Source organism: Agrobacterium larrymoorei (assembly GCF_005145045.1).
Classification (GTDB): domain Bacteria; phylum Pseudomonadota; class Alphaproteobacteria; order Rhizobiales; family Rhizobiaceae; genus Agrobacterium; species Agrobacterium larrymoorei.
Window position 1 is genome coordinate 1,260,165 of sequence record NZ_CP039691.1, and the last position, 21,715, is coordinate 1,281,879.

17 protein-coding genes and 1 pseudogene are annotated in these 21,715 nt (G+C 57.9%); 13 read left to right on the top strand and 5 right to left on the bottom strand.

The features are described from left to right. Positions 1-25 precede the first annotated feature (25 nt). The gene (locus CFBP5473_RS05915) at positions 26-1,951 is read right to left on the bottom strand and encodes a methyl-accepting chemotaxis protein (protein WP_027676044.1); all 1,926 of its coding nucleotides are present in this window, start codon (positions 1,949-1,951) and stop codon (positions 26-28) included. A gap of 336 nt (positions 1,952-2,287) precedes the next feature. Between CFBP5473_RS05915 and CFBP5473_RS05920 the strand changes: the two genes are divergently transcribed. Beyond that, complete coding sequence (locus CFBP5473_RS05920; RefSeq protein WP_027676045.1) at positions 2,288-3,415, top strand: ATP-dependent DNA helicase; 1,128 nt, start codon at positions 2,288-2,290, stop codon at positions 3,413-3,415. Positions 3,416-3,468: 53 nt separating this feature from the next. On the opposite strand, the gene CFBP5473_RS05925 is transcribed toward CFBP5473_RS05920, so the two are convergent. Beyond that, positions 3,469-4,149, bottom strand: a complete 681-nt coding sequence (locus CFBP5473_RS05925; RefSeq protein ID WP_051441314.1) for a MerR family transcriptional regulator — start codon at positions 4,147-4,149, stop codon at positions 3,469-3,471. A 297-nt stretch (positions 4,150-4,446) separates the two neighbouring features. On the opposite strand from CFBP5473_RS05925, the gene CFBP5473_RS05930 reads away from it, so the two are divergent. Next, positions 4,447-5,202: a pyridoxine 5'-phosphate synthase gene (locus CFBP5473_RS05930; protein WP_027676047.1), complete on the top strand. Its 756-nt coding sequence runs from the start codon at positions 4,447-4,449 to the stop codon at positions 5,200-5,202. An 81-nt stretch (positions 5,203-5,283) separates the two neighbouring features. Then, a complete protein-coding gene (locus CFBP5473_RS05935) occupies positions 5,284-6,549 on the top strand; it encodes an NAD(P)/FAD-dependent oxidoreductase (protein ID WP_027676048.1) in 1,266 nt (421 codons plus the stop codon). A gap of 902 nt (positions 6,550-7,451) precedes the next feature. Here CFBP5473_RS05935 and CFBP5473_RS05940 read toward each other — a convergent pair. After that, positions 7,452-8,498, bottom strand: a complete 1,047-nt coding sequence (locus tag CFBP5473_RS05940; RefSeq protein WP_027676049.1) for an NAD(P)-dependent alcohol dehydrogenase — start codon at positions 8,496-8,498, stop codon at positions 7,452-7,454. Positions 8,499-8,691: 193 nt separating this feature from the next. On the opposite strand from CFBP5473_RS05940, the gene CFBP5473_RS05945 reads away from it, so the two are divergent. Further along, positions 8,692-9,600: an AraC family transcriptional regulator gene (locus CFBP5473_RS05945; RefSeq protein ID WP_027676050.1), complete on the top strand. Its 909-nt coding sequence runs from the start codon at positions 8,692-8,694 to the stop codon at positions 9,598-9,600. A 232-nt stretch (positions 9,601-9,832) separates the two neighbouring features. Here the strand turns inward: CFBP5473_RS05945 and CFBP5473_RS05950 are convergent, their stop codons facing one another. Beyond that, positions 9,833-10,717 carry an SDR family oxidoreductase gene (locus tag CFBP5473_RS05950; RefSeq protein ID WP_027676051.1) on the bottom strand — a complete coding sequence of 295 codons (885 nt, stop codon included), beginning with the start codon at positions 10,715-10,717 and terminating at the stop codon, positions 9,833-9,835. Positions 10,718-10,831: 114 nt separating this feature from the next. Here CFBP5473_RS05950 and CFBP5473_RS05955 point away from each other — a divergent pair, with 114 nt between their 5' ends. The 4 genes from CFBP5473_RS05955 to CFBP5473_RS05970 all read left to right on the top strand — a co-directional run bounded on the left by CFBP5473_RS05955 (position 10,832) and on the right by CFBP5473_RS05970 (position 13,756). Further along, positions 10,832-11,236: a winged helix-turn-helix transcriptional regulator gene (locus CFBP5473_RS05955; RefSeq protein ID WP_027676052.1), complete on the top strand. Its 405-nt coding sequence runs from the start codon at positions 10,832-10,834 to the stop codon at positions 11,234-11,236. A gap of 150 nt (positions 11,237-11,386) precedes the next feature. Beyond that, positions 11,387-12,040: a TetR/AcrR family transcriptional regulator gene (locus CFBP5473_RS05960; RefSeq protein WP_027676053.1), complete on the top strand. Its 654-nt coding sequence runs from the start codon at positions 11,387-11,389 to the stop codon at positions 12,038-12,040. A 45-nt stretch (positions 12,041-12,085) separates the two neighbouring features. Then, entirely contained in the window at positions 12,086-13,105 is a 1,020-nt protein-coding gene (gene ilvC / locus CFBP5473_RS05965; protein WP_027676054.1) for a ketol-acid reductoisomerase, read from the top strand. 144 nt (positions 13,106-13,249) lie between these two features. Then, positions 13,250-13,756 carry a nuclear transport factor 2 family protein gene (locus tag CFBP5473_RS05970; protein ID WP_051441315.1) on the top strand — a complete coding sequence of 169 codons (507 nt, stop codon included), beginning with the start codon at positions 13,250-13,252 and terminating at the stop codon, positions 13,754-13,756. Positions 13,757-13,906: 150 nt separating this feature from the next. On the opposite strand, the gene CFBP5473_RS05975 is transcribed toward CFBP5473_RS05970, so the two are convergent. Beyond that, a complete protein-coding gene (locus tag CFBP5473_RS05975; protein ID WP_027676055.1) occupies positions 13,907-14,359 on the bottom strand; it encodes an RbsD/FucU family protein in 453 nt (150 codons plus the stop codon). 240 nt (positions 14,360-14,599) lie between these two features. Between CFBP5473_RS05975 and CFBP5473_RS05980 the strand changes: the two genes are divergently transcribed. From CFBP5473_RS05980 to CFBP5473_RS06000, 5 genes and pseudogenes are all read left to right on the top strand, one after another. After that, complete coding sequence (locus CFBP5473_RS05980) at positions 14,600-15,844, top strand: aminotransferase-like domain-containing protein (protein ID WP_027676056.1); 1,245 nt, start codon at positions 14,600-14,602, stop codon at positions 15,842-15,844. Between the two features lie 311 nt (positions 15,845-16,155). Further along, complete coding sequence (locus tag CFBP5473_RS05985) at positions 16,156-16,989, top strand: PhzF family phenazine biosynthesis protein (RefSeq protein WP_027676057.1); 834 nt, start codon at positions 16,156-16,158, stop codon at positions 16,987-16,989. Positions 16,990-17,604: 615 nt separating this feature from the next. After that, the gene (locus tag CFBP5473_RS05990; protein WP_027676058.1) at positions 17,605-18,582 is read left to right on the top strand and encodes an ABC transporter substrate-binding protein; all 978 of its coding nucleotides are present in this window, start codon (positions 17,605-17,607) and stop codon (positions 18,580-18,582) included. 401 nt (positions 18,583-18,983) lie between these two features. Beyond that, positions 18,984-20,672, top strand: a pseudogene (locus tag CFBP5473_RS05995) (ABC transporter permease). Then, the gene (locus CFBP5473_RS06000) at positions 20,660-21,688 is read left to right on the top strand and encodes an ABC transporter ATP-binding protein (RefSeq protein WP_027676059.1); all 1,029 of its coding nucleotides are present in this window, start codon (positions 20,660-20,662) and stop codon (positions 21,686-21,688) included. The pseudogene CFBP5473_RS05995 and the gene CFBP5473_RS06000 overlap by 13 nt, the downstream one beginning before the upstream one ends. Positions 21,689-21,715: the final 27 nt, after the last annotated feature.

Here is a 21,715-nt window from a genome sequence, read left to right on the forward strand (position 1 = left end):
TCTCTGTCATTCCTGACCGAAGTGATCAGAACTCTTCCCAGGACTGTGCCGCAGCAGCCGAGCCGCCGCCGAAGGCGCCAGCGACCTTCTTCATCAACTGCCGGGTTGGGGATGCGACGGGTGCAGAAGAGGCCGATGCGACGTGGATCGAGCGGCTGCCCGTGTCACCATCGAGATTGAACTGGGCAAGCAGCTTGTTCAGCTCTGCCGCTTCCTTGGCAAGGCTGTGGCTGGCGGCGGTGGATTGTTCCACCATGGCCGCGTTCTGCTGGGTGCCCTGATCCATGGTGTTGACGGCGGAATTGATTTCCTGAATGCCGACCGACTGTTCGCGGGAGGATTCCACGATGGCGTTGACGTGGTGGTTGATCTGCTGAACTTCGGAAACGATACCTTCCAGCGCCGTGCCGGTATTGCCCACCAGATTGACGCCAGCCCGCACCTGATCGCCCGAGGTGACGATGAGGGTTTTGATTTCCTTTGCGGCGGTTGCCGAACGCTGCGCCAGTTCACGCACTTCCTGAGCCACGACGGCAAAGCCCTTGCCTGCCTCACCGGCACGCGCGGCTTCGACACCGGCATTGAGCGCCAGAAGGTTGGTCTGGAAGGCGATCTCATCGATCACGCCGATGATGTTGGAGATTTCACCGGACGATTTTTCGATCTGCTGCATGGCCAGAACGGCATCGCGAACGACCTGACCGGAATGTTCGGCGCTCAGTCTGGTTTTCGTCACCAGGCTGCCGACTTCTTCTGCGCGCTTGGCAGAGTCGCGAACGGTGGTGGCGATCTGCTCCAGAGCGGCTGCGGTTTCTTCCACCGAAGCGGCCTGCTGTTCGGTGCGCTTCGAGAGGTCATCGGCGGCGGAGCGAATTTCGTTCGCGCCAGCGTCGATACCACGGGCGTTCTTGCCAACGGAAGTCAAAGCCTGATGCAGCTTGCCAACGGAGTTGTTGAAGTCATTCCGCAGTCTGTCGAGGTGTTCCACGAATGGGGTAGCGATGCGGTAGCCGACATTGCCATCCGCAAGCTGGCCGAGACCATCGACAGCGAACTGAATATCTGCTGCTTCCTGCGCCTTCTGACGTTCGCGTTCGTGGCGCTCCTTCTCGGACATGGAGCGGTTGGCTTCCGCTTCCTGTTCCATGCGGACCTTGGCGATGGCGTTGTCCTTGAACACCTGAACGGCCTCCGCCATGTGGCCGATTTCATCCCTGCGGCCAACGCCGGGAACGTCCACGGCTGTCTCGCCGCCTGCAAGGCGTTTCATGGCGTTGGTCATGGCGATGATGGGACGTGAGATGCCCGCGCCGATGAGCATGCCTGCCGTCAGCGCAATGATGGCTGCGGCGACGAGGCTGCCCCAGATCAGCGTGATGGAGGAGGAAACAGTGGCTTCGTTTGCCGCGGAACGCGCGATGAGGAGGCTGCCTTCTTCGCTCTGCATGTCTTTGATCAAATCGCGAAGGCTGTCGAAATAGATCTTGCCCTTTGATGCATCGAGCTGCCGGTTCATGTCGCCGATGGAAATCGTGTCCGGCAATTCGCCACGCGCCTTGATGCGTGGTTCGGCGAAATTCTGCTGCCAGTCTGTTATCGCCGTCTTGATCTTGTCGATGCGTGCAACCTGCTTGGGATTGTCGCTCACCGACGCCTTGACGTCTTCGATGGTCTTGTAGATGGACGCGCTGCCTTGTTTGTAAGGCGCCAGGAAATCCTGATTTCCCATAATCATGTAGCCGCGTAGACCGGTTTCCATATCAACCGCTGCACCGGTTATTGCATCTGTCTTGCGCAGAACATCGGTCGTGTGGTCAACCCAGAAACTGCTCTGCTTCATCGAGCTGATACTGGAAAGAGCAATTGCGCCAATGGCGACCGACAGTAATGCCGGGGCAACGGTACCAGCGACGACTTTCGCTTTAGTCGGAAGATTATTGAATGAAAACATAAAGGCCGGCCTCCAGATGGCACAGTGTTGACGCTTTGCATGGCGTTTCGCCGAACAACTGCGACTACCCTTCAAGTCTTCAATTTCATAGGGTTAAGCGGTGGGTCGTTCTTCGTCGTTTCATGGCACGGCTGAGAAACATCAGGGAATTTCAGCGAGCGATAAAATGATACTTCCGAGATAGTTAAAAATTTAAACATTGTGCAGTGCAACTATTCTGGTTGCTATTCGTTACATCTGGTTTTGCAATTGATTGACAATCGTCAAAACGAGCGGTCATTCTTCTTTCGTTCTTTTTCTATTGCGCTTGCTGCTCGAATCCTGCGAATAGGACGCATGCAATTTTCACCGCAACAGGATGAAGCCCTTAAGGCTGTTTCGCGATGGTTGAAGGAAGGTCGTAGCCAGGTCTTCCGCCTGTTCGGCTATGCCGGTACGGGCAAGACGACGCTCGCCAAGCATTTCGCCGAACATGTGGATGGCGAAGTGCTTTTTGCTGCCTTCACCGGCAAGGCTGCTCAGGTTCTGCGTTCGCGCGGGGCCACCAATGCGCGCACCATCCATTCGCTGATCTATCGCCCACGCGGCGAGGAGACGGTGGAAGATGAGGAAACCGGCAAGACCTCCATCGCGCCGATGTTTTCCATCAACCGCCAGAGCCCACTTGCCAAGGCGGCGCTCATCATCATCGATGAGTGTTCCATGGTGGATGAGCAGCTGGGCAAGGATTTGATGAGCTTCGGCACACCGATCCTCGTTCTGGGCGATCCCGGCCAGTTGCCACCGGTTACCGGTGGCGGGTTCTTCACGGAGCAGGAGCCGGATTATCTTCTGTCGGAAATCCACCGTCAGGCGAAGGATAACCCCATCATCCAGCTTGCCATGGATGTGCGCGAGGGCCGCGAGATCATGCGTGGCGATTACGGTACGGCGCAGGTCATTTCCAAAACGGAAGTGACGCAGGGGCTTGTGCTGGACGCCGATCAGGTTCTGGTGGGCACCAACCGCACGCGCAAGCGCTATAACCAGCGCCTGCGGGAACTGAAGGGCTTTACGGCAGACTATCCCCAATCCGGCGACAAGCTGGTCTGCCTGCGCAATGATCCGGCAAAGGGTCTGCTGAACGGTTCTCTCTGGCAGGTGATGAGCTCATCGCGCGAGACAGTAAAGCCCGGTATCAACCTGATGATCCGCCCGGAAGACGACGATATGGATCGCGGTGCGGCAAAGATCAAACTGCTGAAAGCCGCCTTCGAGGAAACCGAAACGGAAATTCCGTGGTCGACGCGCAAGCGTTATGACGAGTTCGATTACGGCTATGCGCTGACGGTTCACAAGGCACAGGGCTCGCAGTGGAACAATGTCGTGCTGTTCGACGAAAGCTTCGCCTTCCGTGATACGCGAGAGCGCTGGCTCTACACCGCAATCACCCGCGCCGCCGAAACGCTTACCATCGTGCGGTAAGCGACGGCGCTCACGCGTTTCCATTTAACAAGGAAACGCTCTCGGGTCGTCCATCAAGCCTTCAGCACACCCATGACGGTTGCCTTGGCAACGGCCTGAAAGCGATTGTTGGCGCTGAATTTCTGCATCAGGCTGTCTTCGAGGCTTTGTAGTTCGTTGGAAGAAATGCCGAGGGTGCGGGTCAGCCGCACAGCGGCGTAGCCTTCGGCCATCAGTTCGAGGCAGGTGCGTTCCTGCTCGGTCAGTTCCACATCGGCATCATCCGCCTTCTGTTCCGGCAGGTCTTCCGGCGACATCAGGTCGCTGATCTGCTGGATCTGGCGGCGGACGGTGGAGATTTCGGAGGTCAGTTCGCGCTTGCGGGCTTCGAGAACCGTCTGGAAAATGTCGTCGGCTTCATCTTGCGATGACGCTGCCTCGAGCTTCGCCATAATGTCCTGAATGACGGCGACAGGGATGCCGACTTCGCGGAACAGGTTCACGACGGCCATACGGTGAACGTCCTGATGGGAGTAGATGCGCATCAGGCCGGAACGGCGCGAAGACAGGATCGCCTTTTCCTCATAGAAATGCAGGGTCCGGTGCGTGACGCCGAACATGTTGGCCATGTCGGCAATGGCAACGGGTTCGGGCGGCAGCGGGTAGGGGAGTTTGACGTCGGGTAGAAAGCCCTTCAGCTTCGCTACGGAAAAGGGAGTAGCCCCAGGCTTATGCATTCCCGTTTTCTCGCCCATAGATGTCTCCCTCCAAGGCGACTTACGGACGGAAACCGGGCCTGCGCTGCGCGGTTTCCGGCTGATTACGGCATCGATGCTCGCATCATCTGCAAAGGCAATATCGTCATTCATTTCAAGTTGTACATTAGTATATGAAAATGTTTGTGTCATTTGATTTCCCCAAGCCATCCGCGCATGAATGCAACCCAAAGGGATTAGTTCCACGTAACAACAAATATTTTTTCGAATCCGCTTGCGGGTAGCGTAATACTGCGGGAAACAGGGCATTATCCGCTGTTAGAACAGGTGCCGAAGATGCCGACGAAACTCTCCGTCAATCTCAATGCCATCGCCATGCTGCGCAATCGCCGCGACCTGCCATGGCCGGATGTGGCTGCCTTCGGACGCATCGCTCTTCAGGCGGGCGCCAGCGGACTGACCGTTCATCCGCGTCCCGACCAGCGGCACATACGCTTCTCCGATCTGCCGATCTTGCGCGCGCTCATCGATGATGAGTTTCCGCAGGCCGAGTTCAACATGGAAGGTTATCCGACAGAGGATTTTCTGTTGCTGTGCGAGGAGACCGAGCCGGAGCAGGTGACGCTCGTGCCGGACGATCCGTCTCAGGCCACTTCCGATCACGGCTGGGATTTCCGCAAGCATGGAGACTTTCTCAAAGACGTGGTTGCGCGGCTTAAATCCCAAGGCATGCGCGTGTCGCTCTTTGCCGATGGTGACGGGGACCGGGAGGCGGTTGAGCTTGCTGCTGCAACGGGCGCTGCCCGCATAGAGCTTTACACCGGCCCTTACGGCGGCTGCTACGATGACGCGAAGGCCGCTGCCGAGTGGATTGAGAAACTCGGAAAGACCGCTGATTTCGCTCAGGAATTCGGTCTCGATGTCAATGCCGGTCACGATCTGACGGTTGCCAACCTCCCGGCTCTGGTCAAGCGCATTCCGCAACTGGCGGAAGTTTCCATCGGTCATGGGCTGACGGCGGATGCGCTGGAATTTGGCATGGCCGAAACAGTACGGCGTTTTTGCCGGGCCTGCGGTCAGGCTATTTCATAACTATCGTCAGTTTTTTGGCTTTATAATGAAACCGCGTAGACGCTACGCGGTTTGATTTTTTTATTTAAGAAGGCACCATCTATGCAGGAACATCATGTCGTCGTCGTTGGAGGAGGCTTCGGCGGACTACAGGTCGTCCATGGACTGAAAGGCGCACCCGTTCGCATCACCTTGATCGATCGGCGCAACCACCATCTTTTTCAGCCCTTGCTTTATCAGGTTGCCACCACGGCACTTGCAACGTCAGAAATCGCTTGGCCGATCCGTCGTCTTTTCCGTGACAGGCCGGAGGTTTCCACCATTCTGGGGGAAGTCTCGGGCGTGGATCGTACCAATCGTGCGGTTCATCTCACCAATGGCGAGGTCATTTCTTTCGATACGCTGGTGCTGGCAACAGGCGCGCGCCACGCTTATTTCGGCAATGATGCCTGGGAAAAACATGCGCCCGGCCTTAAGACGCTGGAAGACGCCACCACCATTCGCCGCCGCCTTCTGCTTGCTTTCGAGCAGGCGGAACTGGCAAAGACGGAAGATGTGAAGCAGGCCTATCTCACCTTCGTCGTGATCGGTGCTGGCCCGACCGGCGTGGAAATGGCGGGGATGATTGCCGATCTTGCCAACAAGGTCCTGCCGCCCGAGTTTCGCAACATCGATACCCGCAAAACCCGCGTCCTGCTGGTGGAGGCAGGCAAGCGCGTTCTTCCGACCTTTACCGAAGATTTGTCGGAATACAGCAAGCAGGCGCTGGAGAAGCTCGGTGTCGAGGTATCGCTTGGCACGCCGGTTTCCGCCTGCACGGAAGAGGGCGTGAAGATTGGCGATGAATTCATTCCTGCCCGCACGATTATCTGGGCCGCAGGCGTTCAGGCTTCGCCTGCCGCGCAATGGCTTGGTGTTACGGCAGACAGGGCAGGGCGTGCGGAAGTGGGCCCTCATCTCAATATTCCCGATGATCCAAGCATCTTCGTCATCGGTGATACGGCTTCGGTTAAACAGGAAGGCGGCAATGCCGTCCCCGGCATCGCCCCCGCGGCCAAGCAGCAGGGCAGCCATGTCGCAAAGGTCCTCAAGGCCCGGCTTACAGAGCGGCCAGAGCCCGCACCGTTCAAATATTTCCATCAGGGAAACCTTGCGACCATCGGCAAGCGCGCGGCGGTCATCGATTTCGGCAAGATCAAACTGAAGGGCGTCATCGCCTGGTGGATATGGGGCCTCGCCCACATCTACTTCCTCATCGGCACCCGCTCGCGACTTGCCGTGGCGTGGAGCTGGCTGTGGATCTACCTTACCGGACATCACAGCGCGCGTTTGATTACGCAAAAGGAAACGCTGAAGGACGAGGCGTAGTGGGGGCCGGGGTTTGGGGCTGAAACTTCGCTGACGCAGGCGGATTAGAGGTTTGGCTTGGCTTGGCTTGGCTTGGCTTGGGATATGTCTCCATCGCCAAACCCACTGCCGTCATCCTCGGCCTTGAGCCACTGCTGTCCGGTTTAAACTGAGTAGGTGTGGGGGGCGAGAACAGCTCCCCCACCCGTCACCCCGCACTTGATGCGGGGTCCAGCAGACGCGCGTCTGCGCGTCAAAAAGTATTTCAGACCAAAGACTTGGTCTGGCTGGATCCCGGATCAAGTCCGGGATGACGGAAGTGGGAAGTACCGTTGCCACATTCACAGCCAGCGTTGTACTGGCGACTCCGGATTCGCAAGGAGTACAAAAAACGAAATGCAATCAATACCCTATATCAAGTCCATAAATCTCAACCGGACAGCAGTGGCCTTGAGCCGAGGATCCATTGCATCAACGAAATCAAGCGGTTGTGGATCCTCGGGTCAAGCCACCCGCTGTCCGGTCTAAATGTGCAGATGCTAGGCAAGGCTTTGAATGCATTGCAGTTCCATACTTCAAATCCGGTAGGGGCACGCTTTGACCGCGTTCGCTGCAGGGTGGCGACGAGTGCAACCCCACCTCCGTCATACCGGGCTTGACCCGGTATCCAGTCAGACCAAGTCCTTGGTCTGAGACACTCTTTCGACGCGCAGACGCGCGTCTGCTGGACCCCGCATCAAGTGCGGGGTGACGGGCGGGGGAACTGTTCTGACCTCAAACTAACCTATCAGTTTAGACCGGACAGCAATGGGTCATGCCGATGACCGAGGAAGGGTAGAAACTACGAACTCCTCACCGCCTCCAAAGAAAAAAGGCAGGACATCGAAACGCCCTGCCTTTCATTGACTGCGATTGCGAGCCTATCAGGCCTCGAGCGTCGCCATATCGATCACGAAACGATAACGAACGTCGCTCTTCAGCACGCGCTCATAGGCTTCGTTGACTTGCTTGATGTCGATGGTTTCGATTTCCGAGACGATGTTGTGCTTGCCGCAGAAATCCAGCATTTCCTGGGTTTCCTTGATCGAGCCGATCATCGAGCCGGACAGGCTCTTGCGACCGGGGATCAGCGAGAAGGCATGGACGGGGATCATATCTTCCGGCGCGCCGACGATGACCATGGAGCCATTGACCTTGAGCAGGCCGAGATAGGCGTTCCAGTCAATTGCCACACCTGCGGTGCAGATGATCAGGTCGAAGGTGCCTGCAAGCTTTTCGAAAGTCGAGGCATCGCTGGTGGCGTAATATTCCTTCGCGCCCAGCTTCAGGCCGTCTTCCTTCTTGGAAAGCGTCTGGGAGAGAACGGTGATATCCGCGCCCATGGCAGCGCCGATCTTCACACCCATATGGCCAAGGCCGCCCATGCCGACAATCGCGACCTTCTTGCCGGGACCGGCATTCCAGTGCTTCAGCGGGGAGTAAAGCGTGATGCCTGCGCAAAGCAGCGGAGCGGAAGCATCGAGAGGCAGGTTGTCCGGAATGGAGAGGACATAGCCTTCCTTCACCACGATATGGTCGGAATAGCCGCCCTGCGTGGCCGTCTTGCCATCGGCTTCGACGGAGTTGTAGGTCTGGACGAGGCCCGGCATATACTGCTCGTTATCCACATCGCGCGCCGCACAGCCAACGCAGCTATCAACGAAGCAGCCGACGCCGACATGTTCGCCGACCTTGAATTTCGTGACGTTCGCGCCGACCGCGGTGACGATACCGGCAATCTCGTGGCCCGGTACGATAGGATAGACGGCATTCTTCCATTCATTGCGAACGGTGTGAATATCCGAGTGGCAGATACCGGCATATTTGATGTCGATGACGACGTCGTCGTCATTCGGCTCGCGGCGTTCGAACGTGAATGGTGTCAACGGCTTGGTGGCATCCGTTGCAGCGTAACCTCTTGCAATAGCCATCTGAAGTTTCCTTTCAGCTTTGGGAAGGTGATGGTTCATCATGCGATAGGACCGTGACGAAACGTTAGAGCGATCCTCCGAGCTTTTTGCACAATTCTACAAATTTGAGCCGTGCGCCCTTTGCGAAACGGGGAAGGCATTTTAGATATGGCTTACCGGAAGCAGCCGCTTCTCTACACAGGTTCATCATCCAATGACGCTGCCTTTCAGCCCCTATCAGGAAATCGTCTCGATTGCCTCCCGCCACGCGGATGTGGAGGGCGAGGTGAAGACTGCGATAGATGGCGTGCGCATCAGCAAGCGCTCCGCTCCCAGTGCGCCGTGCCATGGCAGTTATCATCCCTGCTTTGCCATGGTTATTCAAGGCGCAAAGAGCCTGCAGCTGGGCACCGATACGATCAATTACGGCGCGGGAGATTATCTCCTCACCTCGTTCGATCTGCCCGTTGCATGGCGCGTGGTAGAGGCCAGCCCGGAGGTGCCGCATTTCTGCATTTCCATTGCCATCGACAGCGAAAAGCTGCTCGATGTGATGAGCCGGGCGCAGATCGACCGCCAGTCCGCGCCCGCCACCAGCCAGCGCGGTATCGTGGTGAATGCGGCCACGCCCGAACTTCTGGATGCCGCGATCCGGCTGCTGCGCTTGCTTGATCGTCCAGCCGATATACCGGCCATGGCGCCGCTTATCGAACAGGAAATCCTCTATCGCATTCTCACCGGTCCCGCTGGCGGGCAGCTGATGAATATTCTTGCCGCCGATAGCCACGGCAACAGGATAGCCCGCGCCATCGCGTGGCTGCGCGAAAACTTCGCCCGCCCCATCCGCATCGAAGACGTGGCGGAACGCGTCGGCATGAGCGTGTCTTCATTCCATCAGCATTTCAAGGCCGTCACCGCCATGACGCCGGTGCAATATCAAAAACAGCTGCGCCTGCATGAGGCGCGCCGGTTGATGCTGCTGGAAAGGCTGGACGCTGGCACAGCAGGCCACCGCGTCGGCTACCAGAGCCCATCTCAGTTCAGCCGCGAATATAGCCGTGTTTACGGCATGTCACCGGCGCGTGACGTTGAGGCTTCACGGGAGAGTTTGGTGGCGGAGTGAGAGGTGGGACGGTGCCGCAGCCTTATCTCTCCCCTTGTGGGAGAGAAAGCAATTTCAACATCTTAGCCCGTAAGGGCTCAAGTGTTAGAAATTGCAAGTGAGGGGTTTTGCTTTGAGGTCGTAGACAAACCCCTCACCAAGAAAATCTACGACTTAGCTGAAGCTAAGATCGTGATTTTCTAACCTCTCCCACAAGGGGAGAGGTAACGTTGTTGCACCCTCGCGGATCATATCACCCAATCAAAGCCGCCTTGTTTTCCTCAAAAAACTCGGCAGATGTCTGCGGCTTCTTGCCGGTCAGCGTCTCGTAATCATTCGTCAGAAGCTCGAAATTGCCAGCCGCGATGTTGGCATTGGCGGAGGCCAGCATCGCGGCGACGAAGCCGGGCATTCCGGCGCTTTCTATGCCCTTTCTCAAATCGTCAGCCGAAACCTTGACTGTTGCAAGGGGCTTGCCGGTGGCCTTTGAAACCAGTGCAGCGATTTCGTCGGCGTCGAGCAGTTCAGGGCCGGTCAGCGTGTAAATCTTGTTTTCGGCCTTGCCCTTGGCAAGAACGGCGGCGGCTGCGCGTGCGCAGTCATCGCGGGAAATGTTGGAGACCTTGCCGTCTGCCGTGGCGGTGTACCATGTGCCGGTTTCGAGGTTGTGCGGCATGGCGTGGATGTAGTTATCCAGATACCAGGCGTTGCGCAGGATTGTGTAGGGCAGGCCGCTTGCCTTCACCGCTTCCTCAGTGCCCAGATGGTCCGGCGCGAAGGTGACGAGCGATTTGTCCGGGTTCGGCATGGACGTGTAGGCGATGTGCTTGATGCCTGCCTTCTGGGCGGAGGCAACGGCTGCCTGATGCTGCTTCAGACGCTGGCCTGGAACGGCAAGCGCATCCGTGGAAATGATAAGAAGCGTGTCGATGCCGGTGAAGGCCTTTTCCAGCGAAGCGGAATCATCGAAATCGGCGGCGCGCGTTTCGACGCCCTTTGCGGCAAGATCAGAGAGTTTTGCTGTATCGCGGCTGGCGGCCACGATGTTGGCGGCAGGAACACTATAGCTTTCCAGAAGATGGCGAATGACTGCCTGGCCGAGATGGCCAGAAGCGCCGGTGACGAGAATCTTGCTCATGACTGTTTCCTTTATGGTGGTCTCAAAAAGAGAGTAGCTCTAAAATAAGAATTGACTGCATGCTGTAAAGAAGGCATTTCTGCCGCACTACGTTACCAAAAGGGAACCGCCATTATGAGTGCAACAATTGCCAGATTGAAGACTGCGCCAGCCCGCATTCCCGACTTCGGCAACCTCAACTTTGCGGATTGCCCGGTGCGGGATCTGCTCAATCAGATCGGCGGCAAATGGGCGACACTGCTTCTGCAAGCGCTGGCGGAACGCCCTTATCGCTTCGGTGAGCTTCGCCGCATGGTGCCGGATATTTCCCAACGCATGCTGACCCAGACGCTGCGCGACCTTCAGCGCGACGGCTATATTCACCGCGAAGTATTCCCCACGAAGCCGCCAAGCGTGGAGTACAGCATGACGCCGCTGGGTCGCTCGCTCTACGCTCCTCTATCGGACGTCATCAACTGGGCGCTCGATAATCGTGAGTCAGTGAAGCAGGCGCGCGCGAAGTTCGACGCGGAAGCCTGACCCGTTCATTCACAGTTTCAGCAGGCCTCATATTGCGGCGCGTCAAATCGCATCGTCAGCGTAAAAATCCGCTTGACCCCGGAAGGCACTCAGCTTAAATCACTCTCGAACCGTACCGTACGGTACATAATCGAGAGTGGAGTGGACAAGGTGGGGACCGATCCGATCACAGCGCAGGAATTTTCGCCGCGACAGAACGCCGTTCTGGAGCAGGCGTTGCGTCTTCTGGTCGAGGGCGGGGAAAAAGCGTTGACGACCTCCGGTCTCGCGCGTGCTGCCAACTGTTCCAAGGAAAGCCTCTACAAATGGTTCGGCGACCGCGATGGTCTGCTGGCGGCGATGATCAGTTTTCAGCAGAGTAAGGTCCGCACTTTCGAAAAGGCGGGCGACCGCGTGACTGCGCCGCAGCTTGTCGATCATCTGGACGTTTTTGCGCATGATCTGCTGGACGTTCTGGCGGGAGATGTTTCGCTGGCGCTGAACCGTCTTGCCATCGGCCAGGCCAGCCGCGACGGCTCAAAGCTCGGCAATCTGCTTCTGGAGCGCGGACGTCGCCAGATCGACAAGCGCGCTCGCGGCTTGATCGAGGCGGGGCGTCGTTGCGGCTATCTGCGCTTCGATGATCTGGAAGATGCCTATCGCAGCTTCTACGGCCTCATCGTCTCGGATCTGCATGTTCGCATGCTGCTGGGCGAGGCGCAGGCAAAGGATTTTTCCGCCCGGGCGCGGAAGGCGGTTGCCGCCTTCCTGACGCTGTACGGCACGGAAAAGGTACATTCGGAGACGGGCGGAAAATCGGCCTGATCTCTGGTTTCAATCATCTCATTTCGAATAGGGAAGGACCTAGAAATGCGCGTTTATTACGATCGTGATGCCGATCTCAACCTCATCAAGGCGAAGAACGTCGCCATCGTCGGTTACGGCTCTCAGGGCCGCGCCCACGCGCTGAACCTGAAGGACAGCGGCCAGAAGAACATCGTCATCGCTCTCAAGGCCGGTTCGCCGACCATCAAGAAGGCGGAAGCCGATGGCTTCGAAGTCAAGACCGTTGCAGACGCTGCAAAGTGGGCTGACCTTCTGATGATGGCAACGCCCGACGAGCTTCAGGCCGACATCTACAAGGCCGATATCGCCGGCAACATTCGTGATGGCGCTGCAATCGCTTTCGCACACGGCCTCAACGTTCACTTCGGCCTCATCGAGCCGAAGGCTACGCTCGACGTCGTCATGATCGCACCGAAGGGCCCTGGCCACACGGTTCGCGGCGAATACCAGAAGGGCGGCGGCGTTCCTTGCCTCGTTGCCGTTCACCAGAACGCTTCCGGCAACGCTCTTGAAGTTGCTCTGTCCTACGCCTGCGGCGTTGGCGGCGGTCGCTCCGGCATCATCGAAACCAACTTCAAGGAAGAGTGCGAAACCGACCTCTTCGGCGAACAGGTCGTTCTGTGCGGCGGTCTCGTCGAACTCATCCGCGCCGGTTTCGAAACGCTGGTCGAAGGCGGCTATGCGCCTGAAATGGCTTACTTCGAGTGCCTGCACGAAGTGAAGCTCATCGTGGACCTGATCTACGAAGGCGGCATCGCCAACATGAACTACTCCATCTCTAATACCGCAGAATGGGGCGAATACGTCACCGGCCCACGCATCATTACCGCTGAAACCAAGGCTGAAATGAAGCGCGTCCTGCACGACATCCAGACCGGCAAGTTCACCTCCGACTGGATGCAGGAATACCGCTCTGGCGCCGCCCGCTTCAAGGGCATCCGCCGCATGAACGACGTCCACCAGATCGAAGAAGTCGGCGCCAAGCTGCGCGGCATGATGCCTTGGATCGGCAAGAACAAGCTGGTTGACAAGGCTGTCAACTAATACTGCCTGACATCCTTGTTTTTTGGACGAGCGTGAAAGTAAGATTGCAAGGGACGCGGAGGGCAACTTCCGCGTCCCTTTTTTTCTTGCGGCGAATGTGGAAAACTGGTTGTCTTCTGGTCTTTCAATGCAAAGGGCGATGCAATGCACGAAGAGGACATGCCGTTATCCGACGCGGATTTTAACGATATCCGCCGACTGGAAGAGAGTCTTTGGATTACCGAAACACGTTACGACACAAAGTTGATGAATGAGGTTTTCGCGAAGGACTTTTTTGAGTTCGGGCGTTCAGGAAGAACCTATGCGAGAGCGGATTTGATTATCGAGGCTCGTCCAGGGCAAATTATAGATGCGACCATTCCGCTGTTGAATTTTCATGCGCGGCATCTATCGGCAGATATCGTTCAGGTGACTTATATCAGTGAAGCGGTATATGGCGGTGAGGTAGAGCGCGCCAATCGCTCGTCGATCTGGAGCCGAGGCATTGATGGATGGAGGCTACGGTTTCATCAGGGGACACCTGTCTATGATGTCGCAGATACCACAGTCCATCTCCTTTCAAATGATGCCAATGCTAAGAGATTGCACAGCTCCGTCCAGCAACTTCGAGGCGACGAATTCACTGGGTGCGACCCCATAAAACCCTCATGATTTTCGGTTCGTATCTGTAACTCTTCCCTCATTCCTGTGCTTGTCACAGGAATCTAGCCAGCCCAAGTCTGTGGGCTGAGGAAACTCTTTCGTCGCGCAGACGCGCACCAGCTAATCCCTGTCACGAGGACAGGAATGAGGAGCCGGATTTCAAGCCGAAGGCGCAATCACACCCTTCGTCAAAATAAAGCAGCCATAAAACCGCGTTTCACCCGTCGTGATAACGCAATAAGCTTCCTTGGCCTTCTCATAAAACGCAAAGCGCTCGATGCCATACATGGGCGCGGACTTGCCTTCCGCGGCATCGATTTCCGCCTGCACTTCCTGCTGCACCGGCTCGATCTGGTCTGGTGCGCCCATCACTTCCATGCGGCCAACGGAGGGCTGGAGGGGTGTGTCCAGTGGGAAGACGGAGAGGATGGCCTTCATGGCGCGGGCGGCGGAGATGTTTTCCATGCGCAGCACCTGACCGACATTGGTCATCTGCGAAACGCTGTCCGAAGGAAAGTTGGTGTCGGTCACGACGAGCGTGTCGCCGTGGCCCATGGCGCGAAGCGCGTGCAGCACATCGGCGTTCAGCGCGGGGTCGATATTCTTGAGCATTTCGTCTCCTCCAGACATCAAATCATGCGGTTCGCAATCGAGCCGGAAATTGCCTTGCCGTCAATCCATCGTGAAGCAGATTGTGAAGTCTTCGGAGAGATTGTATTGGATGACCGCAACTTGGGAGCAGGCGCAAAAAAATCGAAAAACCGTACCGAAAACTGATAAGTCAGCATTGCTGACCTATCGATGTTTCTGTACATATTTGCGCCATAAAACGAAATATGAGGAAACCAACCCATGCTTGATTGGGAACAAATTTTCGCCACCCGCTCTTCGCGGATGAAAGCGTCTGAAATCCGCGAGCTTCTGAAGCTTTTGGATCAGCCGGACATCATTTCCTTTGCAGGCGGGATTCCCGACCCTGCGCTGTTTCCCGATCAGGAATTCCGCCAAGCCTACGCCGATATCTTCTCCGGCTCGCAGTTCAATTCGGCCCTGCAATATTCGGTCAGCGAAGGCTACAAGCCGCTGCGCGAATGGATCGTCAAGGACATGGCGAAGATCGGCATCGAGTGCTCAGTCGACAACGTTTTCATCACGTCTGGTTCGCAGCAGGCGCTGGATTATCTCGGCAAGCTGTTCCTGTCGCCGAAGGATACGGCGCTGGTAACGTGGCCGACCTATCTCGGTGCGCTTTCGGCTTTCAATGCTTATGAGCCGACCTATGATCAGCTCAATCCGGGCGGCAATCGCACGCCGGAAACCTATCGTGACAACGCGGCCAAGGCAGGCGGCGCGGTCAAGTTCGCCTATCTTTCTGCGGATTTCTCCAACCCGACGGGTGAGACGGTCGATCTCAATGGCCGCAAGAAACTGCTGGAACTGGCCGATGAACTGGATATCGCCGTTCTCGAAGATGCGGCCTATCAGAATCTGCGCTTCGATGGCGAGCCCGTCACGCCGATCCTGGCGCTGGATATCGCCCGCAATGGCGGCATCGAGAAGACCCGCACCATTTATTCCGGCAGCTTCTCCAAGACGCTGGCACCGGGCCTTCGCGTTGGCTTCGTGGTTGCCGCCATGCCGGTCATCCGCAAGCTGGTGCTGATGAAGCAGGCCGCGGATCTGCATTCCTCCACCATCAACCAGATGGCAATCGAGCACGTCGCTTCGCGCGGCTTCGACAAACAGGTCGCCAAGATCAAGGCCGCTTACAGCGCCCGCCGCGATGCCATGCTTGTCGCGCTCGACAAATATATGCCGAATTCGGCACGCTGGACGAAGCCGGAAGGCGGCATGTTCATCTGGGTCACCCTGCCGGAAGGTCTGGACGGTGCGGAACTGCTGGCGCAGTCGCTCTCCACGGAACGCGTCGCTTTCGTTCCCGGCAAGGCCTTCTTCGCGGATGGCTCCGGTAGCAACACGCTGCGCATCAGCTTCTCCTGCGCCAACGAGCAGATGATCGACGAAGGCATCAAGCGCCTTGGTCGTTTGATTGCGAATGCCGAGACCGGCACGAAGGCGACGATGCCGTTGGTTTGAGTTAGGGGCCGCTTTGCCCCTCCACCATCCTCGGGCTTTCTCGCGCTATCCACTCAAGCGGGTTAGCTTTTTGCGCCTTGGGGTCCACATCCGTCACCCCGCACTTGATGCGGGGTCCAGTCAGCCCAAGTCCTTGGGCTGAAAAGACTATTTTCGCTGCGCAGACGCGCGTCGGCTGGACCCCGGCTCAGGGCCGGGGCGACGGGTGGAGAAACGGTTTTCGCTCAAAATGACCCTATCAGCTTAAACCCGACAGCAGCGGAACAGGCCCGAGGATGACGATCTTTCATACAGTTTCACAGGATATAAGCATGACCAAAACCTACCCCTTCCAGCAGGTCGATGTCTTCTCCGCGCAACCTCTCAAAGGCAACCCGCTTGCCGTGGTGTGCGATGCCGATGACTGGTCGGACGAGCAGATGGCAGCATTTGCCAACTGGACCAACCTCAGCGAAACCACCTTCCTGATGAAGCCGACCGTGCCGGGCGCGGATTACCGCGTCAGGATTTTCACGCCCACCGGCGAGTTGCCCTTTGCCGGGCATCCAACACTCGGAACCTGCCATGTGTTTCTGTCGCGGTCCGGCAATAATGCGAAGAATGAGATCGTGCAGGAGTGTGCCGCGGGCCTGATCAAGATCAAGGTCAGAGACGGCACGCTGGCCTTCGCCGCGCCGCCGCTGCGCAAATCCGGCCCGGTGGATGCCGATGCAATCGCCACGGTTGCCGCAGCCTTCGGCCTTTCGCGCGATGTCGTGGTGGACGCGAACTGGACGGATAACGGTCCCGGCTGGCTCTCGCTGCTGCTGAAATCCCGCGCGGATGTTCTCGGCATTCGGCCCGATTACGTTGCCCTCGGTGATTTCAAGGTGGGCGTCGTTGCGCCGTGCAGCGCGGAGGATGGCGTCGATGCCGATTTCGAAGTGCGTGCTTTCTTCGAATATGTCGAAGACCCCGTCACCGGTAGCCTGAACGCTGGCATCGCACAATGGTTGATCGGTGCTGGCATTGCGCCGGAAAATTATGTCGCGAGCCAAGGCACGGTGCTTGGTCGGGCAGGGCGCGTTAGTGTCGATAAGGTCGGTGATGACATCTGGATCGGCGGCAAGGTGACGACGTTGATCGAGGGCAGCGTTACCGTTTGATCAGGAGGGGTGGGGCGAGGCTTCGACGTTTTGGTCGCCCATATGGGTGATGTTGTCTTTGCCAGAAAACACACTCTCTTCCGCCATTTTCGGGCTTGACCCACTTCTGTCCAGTTTAAAGTGGGTGGGTAGTTTGGGGCGAGAACAGCTCCCCCACCCGTCACCCCGCACTTGATGCGGGGTCCAGCAGACGCGCGTCTGCGCGTCGAAAGAGTCTTCCAGACCAAGGACTTGGTCTGACTGGATACCGGGTCAAGCCCGGTATGACGGAGGTGGGGTTGCACCCGTCGCCACCCTGCAGCGAACGCGGTCAAAGCGTGCCCCCACCGGCTTTGAGGGACGGAACTGCAATGCTTTCAAAGCCTTGCCTCGCATCCGAACCTTTAAGCCGGACAGTAGTGGTCTTGTTCCGAGGATCTGACGAACCCCTACGTTGACCGTGGTTAGATCCTAGGGACAAGCCCTAGGATGACGGCGCGAGGGGGAACGCAGCGTGCAAATATCGCCTATCAACTCATTCCGCACCACTTCCGAGCCCCCTAAAATCCTTCCTGTCACATACATGTTATGCACATGTGTTTTAGCGGTCTCAACTCCAAACAGGGACCGCCATTCATGAAAACGCTTCTCTCCACCTTCACCGCTCTCGGCCTTCTCGTCGGCGCTGCCAATGCCGCTGATCTGGTGCTTTACACCAGCCAGCCGAATGAAGATGCGCAGGCCACTGTGGATGGCTTCAAGGCTGCCAATCCGGGCGTGGATGTCGAGTGGGTTCGCGATGGAACGCCGAAGATCATGGCCAAGCTGATGGCTGAGATCGAGGCAAGCAATCCGGTTGCCGACGTTCTGCTGATTGCCGATACGGTGACGCTGGAGCGCATGAAGCAGGCTGGCCAGCTGATGGCGTACAAGTCTGCGGAAGCGGCGCATTACGATGCCTCGCTATACGATGCGGATGGCTATTACTACTCCACCAAGCTCATCACCACCGGCATTATGTATAATACGCAAGCCGCAATGAAGCCGACGAGCTGGAAGGATCTGGAAAAGCCGGAAGCCAAAGGTCTCGTGACAATGCCGAGCCCGCTGACCTCCGGTGCGGCTCTCATTCACGCGCAGACCATTGCTGGCGTGCCAAGCCTCGGCTGGGATTATTACAAGGCACTCCAGACCAATGGCGCAATCGCGGCTGGCGGTAACGGTGCCGTGCTGAAGTCCGTCGCATCGGGCGAAAAGGCCTATGGCGTCGTGGTCGATTACATGCCGATCCGCGAGAAGGCCAAGGGCGCGCCGGTCGAGTTCGTGTTCCCGGAAGAAGGCGTTTCCGCCGTCACCGAGCCGGTCGGCATTCTGGCCCACACCAAGCACGCCGAAGCTGCCAAGAAGTTCGTGGACTACGTCCTCTCCACCAAGGGCCAGGAAGGCTTCGTCAAGCTTGGCTACATCCCGGCCCGCAACGATGTCGCCCTGCCGGAAGGCTTCCCGGCACGCGACAAGATCAAGGTGCTGCCGATCAATGCTGCGGAAGCGCTGAAGAATTCCGAAAAGGATTTGAAGACCTTCTCGGATATCTTTGGTGGTTCGAAGGGCTGATTGGGGTTGCTGCAAGCTTGCCTGTTTTCGGATGATTGCAGGCAAGTGCGGTAGCTGTTTTTCGTCATCCTCGGGCTTGTCCTGCAGATGTCCGGATGGATGGTTCGATCTTTCGACGCTGCCGAAAAACTAAGACTGAACGGCCCCACCACCTCCGTCATCCTCGGGCTTGTCCCGAGGATCTGCCACGTTGCATCCGCAGAAGCGTGATTAGATCCTAGGGACAAGCCCTAGGATGACGAAAGTGAGAGGGCCACCGTTTCATTTAGCTCAACTGCACTTGCGATAGTGTTCCAGCCGACTCCGAAGAGCCAACGTTGAGTGCAATCAATACAGCATTATTTAACCCGGATGGCAGCAGGTCGAGCCTGAGGTGGGCCCCCCGAGTAGGAACGTAACGTTTGTCATCAACCTCCCAAAATGCCCAACCGCGCTGGCTTTTCCCCTTCGTCATTACGGTCGTTTTCCTGCTCAGTGCGTTGCCGCTGGGGCGTCTGGCCTATACGGGTGTCATCTCATCACTGAAGGGTGACATGTGGCCGTTGCTGCGCGATCCGGCGCTCTGGCAGGCGGTCGTTAATACGCTCTCCACTTCCTTCCTCGGCATGCTGATTTCGCTCGCCATCGGTGGCGGCTTTGCTCTGGCTTTGACACTCTGCGATGTGCGCGGCAAGTCGGTTTTGAGTTTTTTCTTCATGCTGCCGATGATGATCCCGCCGCAGGTTACGGCTCTGTCATGGATCGGGATGACCGGGCCATCCAGCACGCTGCTGAAGGCTATCGGTCTCGCGCCGCCCATCGGCTCCGCGCAGCCGCTTTATTCCATTAGCGGTATCGCGCTTTTGCTGGGGGTGCAGCACGCGCCGCTGGTTTATCTCTCGCTCCGTGCGGGCCTGCTGGCCTTGCCGCAGGATGGCATCGAGGCCGCCAAGCTTTCGGGTGCTTCCTCCTGGCAGGTGCTGAAGGACATTATCCTGCCTCTTTCCATGCCGGGACTGATTGCAGGCGCCGCGATTTCCTTCGTTTCAGGCGTCGGTAATTTCGGCATCCCGGCCATTCTCGGCATACCGGCATCCATCTTCACGCTGCCGTCGCTCATCTACAGCCGCTTCGCAAGCTTCGGCAGCAGCACCTTCGGCGATATCGCCATGCTGTCCGGCATGATTGCGATCATCTCCGTCCTTGGCCTCGCCATTCAGGAGCGGGCCATGAAAGGCCGCGATTATCGCATCATCGGCCTCTCGGGTAAGGCAGCGACTTTCCGGCTAGGCCTGTGGCGCGGTTTGGTGGAGCTGGCACTCTGGCTTTCGATCCTCATCATTCTCGTCGCACCTTTGACTGCACTCGTCGCAAGCTCGCTTGCCCCCGCTTACGGCGTGCCGCTGACGATGAAGACTGCCACGATCCACGCGTATGAGGAAATCCTCTTCCGTCAGTCCGTCACGCGTACGGCTTTCACCAACTCGCTGTTTCTCGCCACGGCCACGTCACTATGTCTCCTGCTGGTGACTGTGTTGACAGCCTATTTTCTCGTGCGTGGCAGAAGCTGCTTCATGTTCCTGCTTTCGGCGCTGGTGGACATTCCCTATGCGTTGCCGGGCGTCGTGATTTCGGTGTCCTACGTGCTGCTTTTCGCAGCGCCGATCCCGCTGGTCGGCATCACGCTTTACGGTACGCTGTAGATCATTCTTCTCGCCTATTTCTCGTCCTTCTTCGCGGTCAGTCTGAAACCGATGGTCAGCGCGTTCACGCAGTTCGACCCGGTGCTGGAAGAGGCGGCGCGGCTTTCCGGTGCAGGGTTCTGGCGGCGGATGAAGGATATCATTTTGCCGCTCGTCGGGCCTGCTGCGGGTGCCTCAGTGATCCTCGTCTTCCTCATCGCCTGTAATGAGTTGACGGTGTCCGCGCTGCTCTGGTCGGCGGGCACGCAGACGCTCGGCGTGGTGATCTATAATCTCGATGACAGTGGCAGTTTCGATCTTGCCTCAGCACTTTCCGTGCTGGTGGTGCTTATGGTGATCGTACTCATGCTGCTGCTGGAGCTGCTCGGCCGCAAATTGCCGAAGGGAGTTGTGCCTTGGCGAAACTGATCCTCAATCGCCTGTCCAAGAGCTTCAGCGCAGGCAAGCCCGCCGTCAACGATGTATCGATGACCATTCGCGAAGGCGGCTTCCTTGCACTGCTCGGCCCCTCCGGCTGCGGCAAGACGACGGTGCTACGTATGATCGCGGGTTTCGAACAGCCGACGGATGGCTCCATCCTGCTGGGGGAACGCGTGCTGGCAGATGCGGGCAGCATGGTGCCGCCGGAGCGGCGCAACATGGCCATGGTCTTCCAGTCCTACGCGCTCTGGCCGCATATGACGGTGGCGGAAAACACCGGATATCCCCTGAAGGTTCGCGGCATTTCCGGCGAGCGTTACCGTCGCAAGGTCATGGATGCTCTGGCAACCGTGCGGCTGGATGCCTATGCGGATCGCCGCCCGTCCGAGCTTTCCGGCGGCCAACGGCAGCGCGTGGCGCTGGCCCGTTGCCTCGTTACAGAACCGGATGTGGTGCTGCTGGACGAGCCACTCGCCAATCTTGATCGGCATCTGCGGCAGGAAATGGAAGAAACCTTCCGCGAATTCCATGCTAATTCCGGTGCGACCATGGTCTATGTGACGCATGATCAGGCCGAGGCCATGGCGCTCGCCACGGATGTCGCGGTCATGTCGGAAGGCAAGCTCCTGCAAATGGCAGCACCGGCAGAGCTATATGCGCGGCCCGAGGGTCGGCTCGTCGGCTCGCTGGTGGGGCAGGGTTCGATCATTTCGCTGCGCCTCCCGGAAACCGCGCCGCGCGCGCTGGAGTGGGACATGCTGAAACCAGCAATTGGGATAGATAAGCCCATGTCCCCGTCAAGTGATATCCTTATCCGCCCGCAGGATGTCCTTCACGATGCAGAGGGCATACCCTGCCTCGTGACCCATATCCTTTATGAAGGCGAGCGTTACGCGCTGCGGCTCACCCTTCCAGACGGGCAGGTGCTGCGTGCCTATTCGCGAGAAGTCGCGCCCTTCGGCTCGACCTATCCCGTTGCCATACGCTCGGCGTGGAGGCTGTAACTCCGCCGCTTGGCTTTCGGTGCAAAG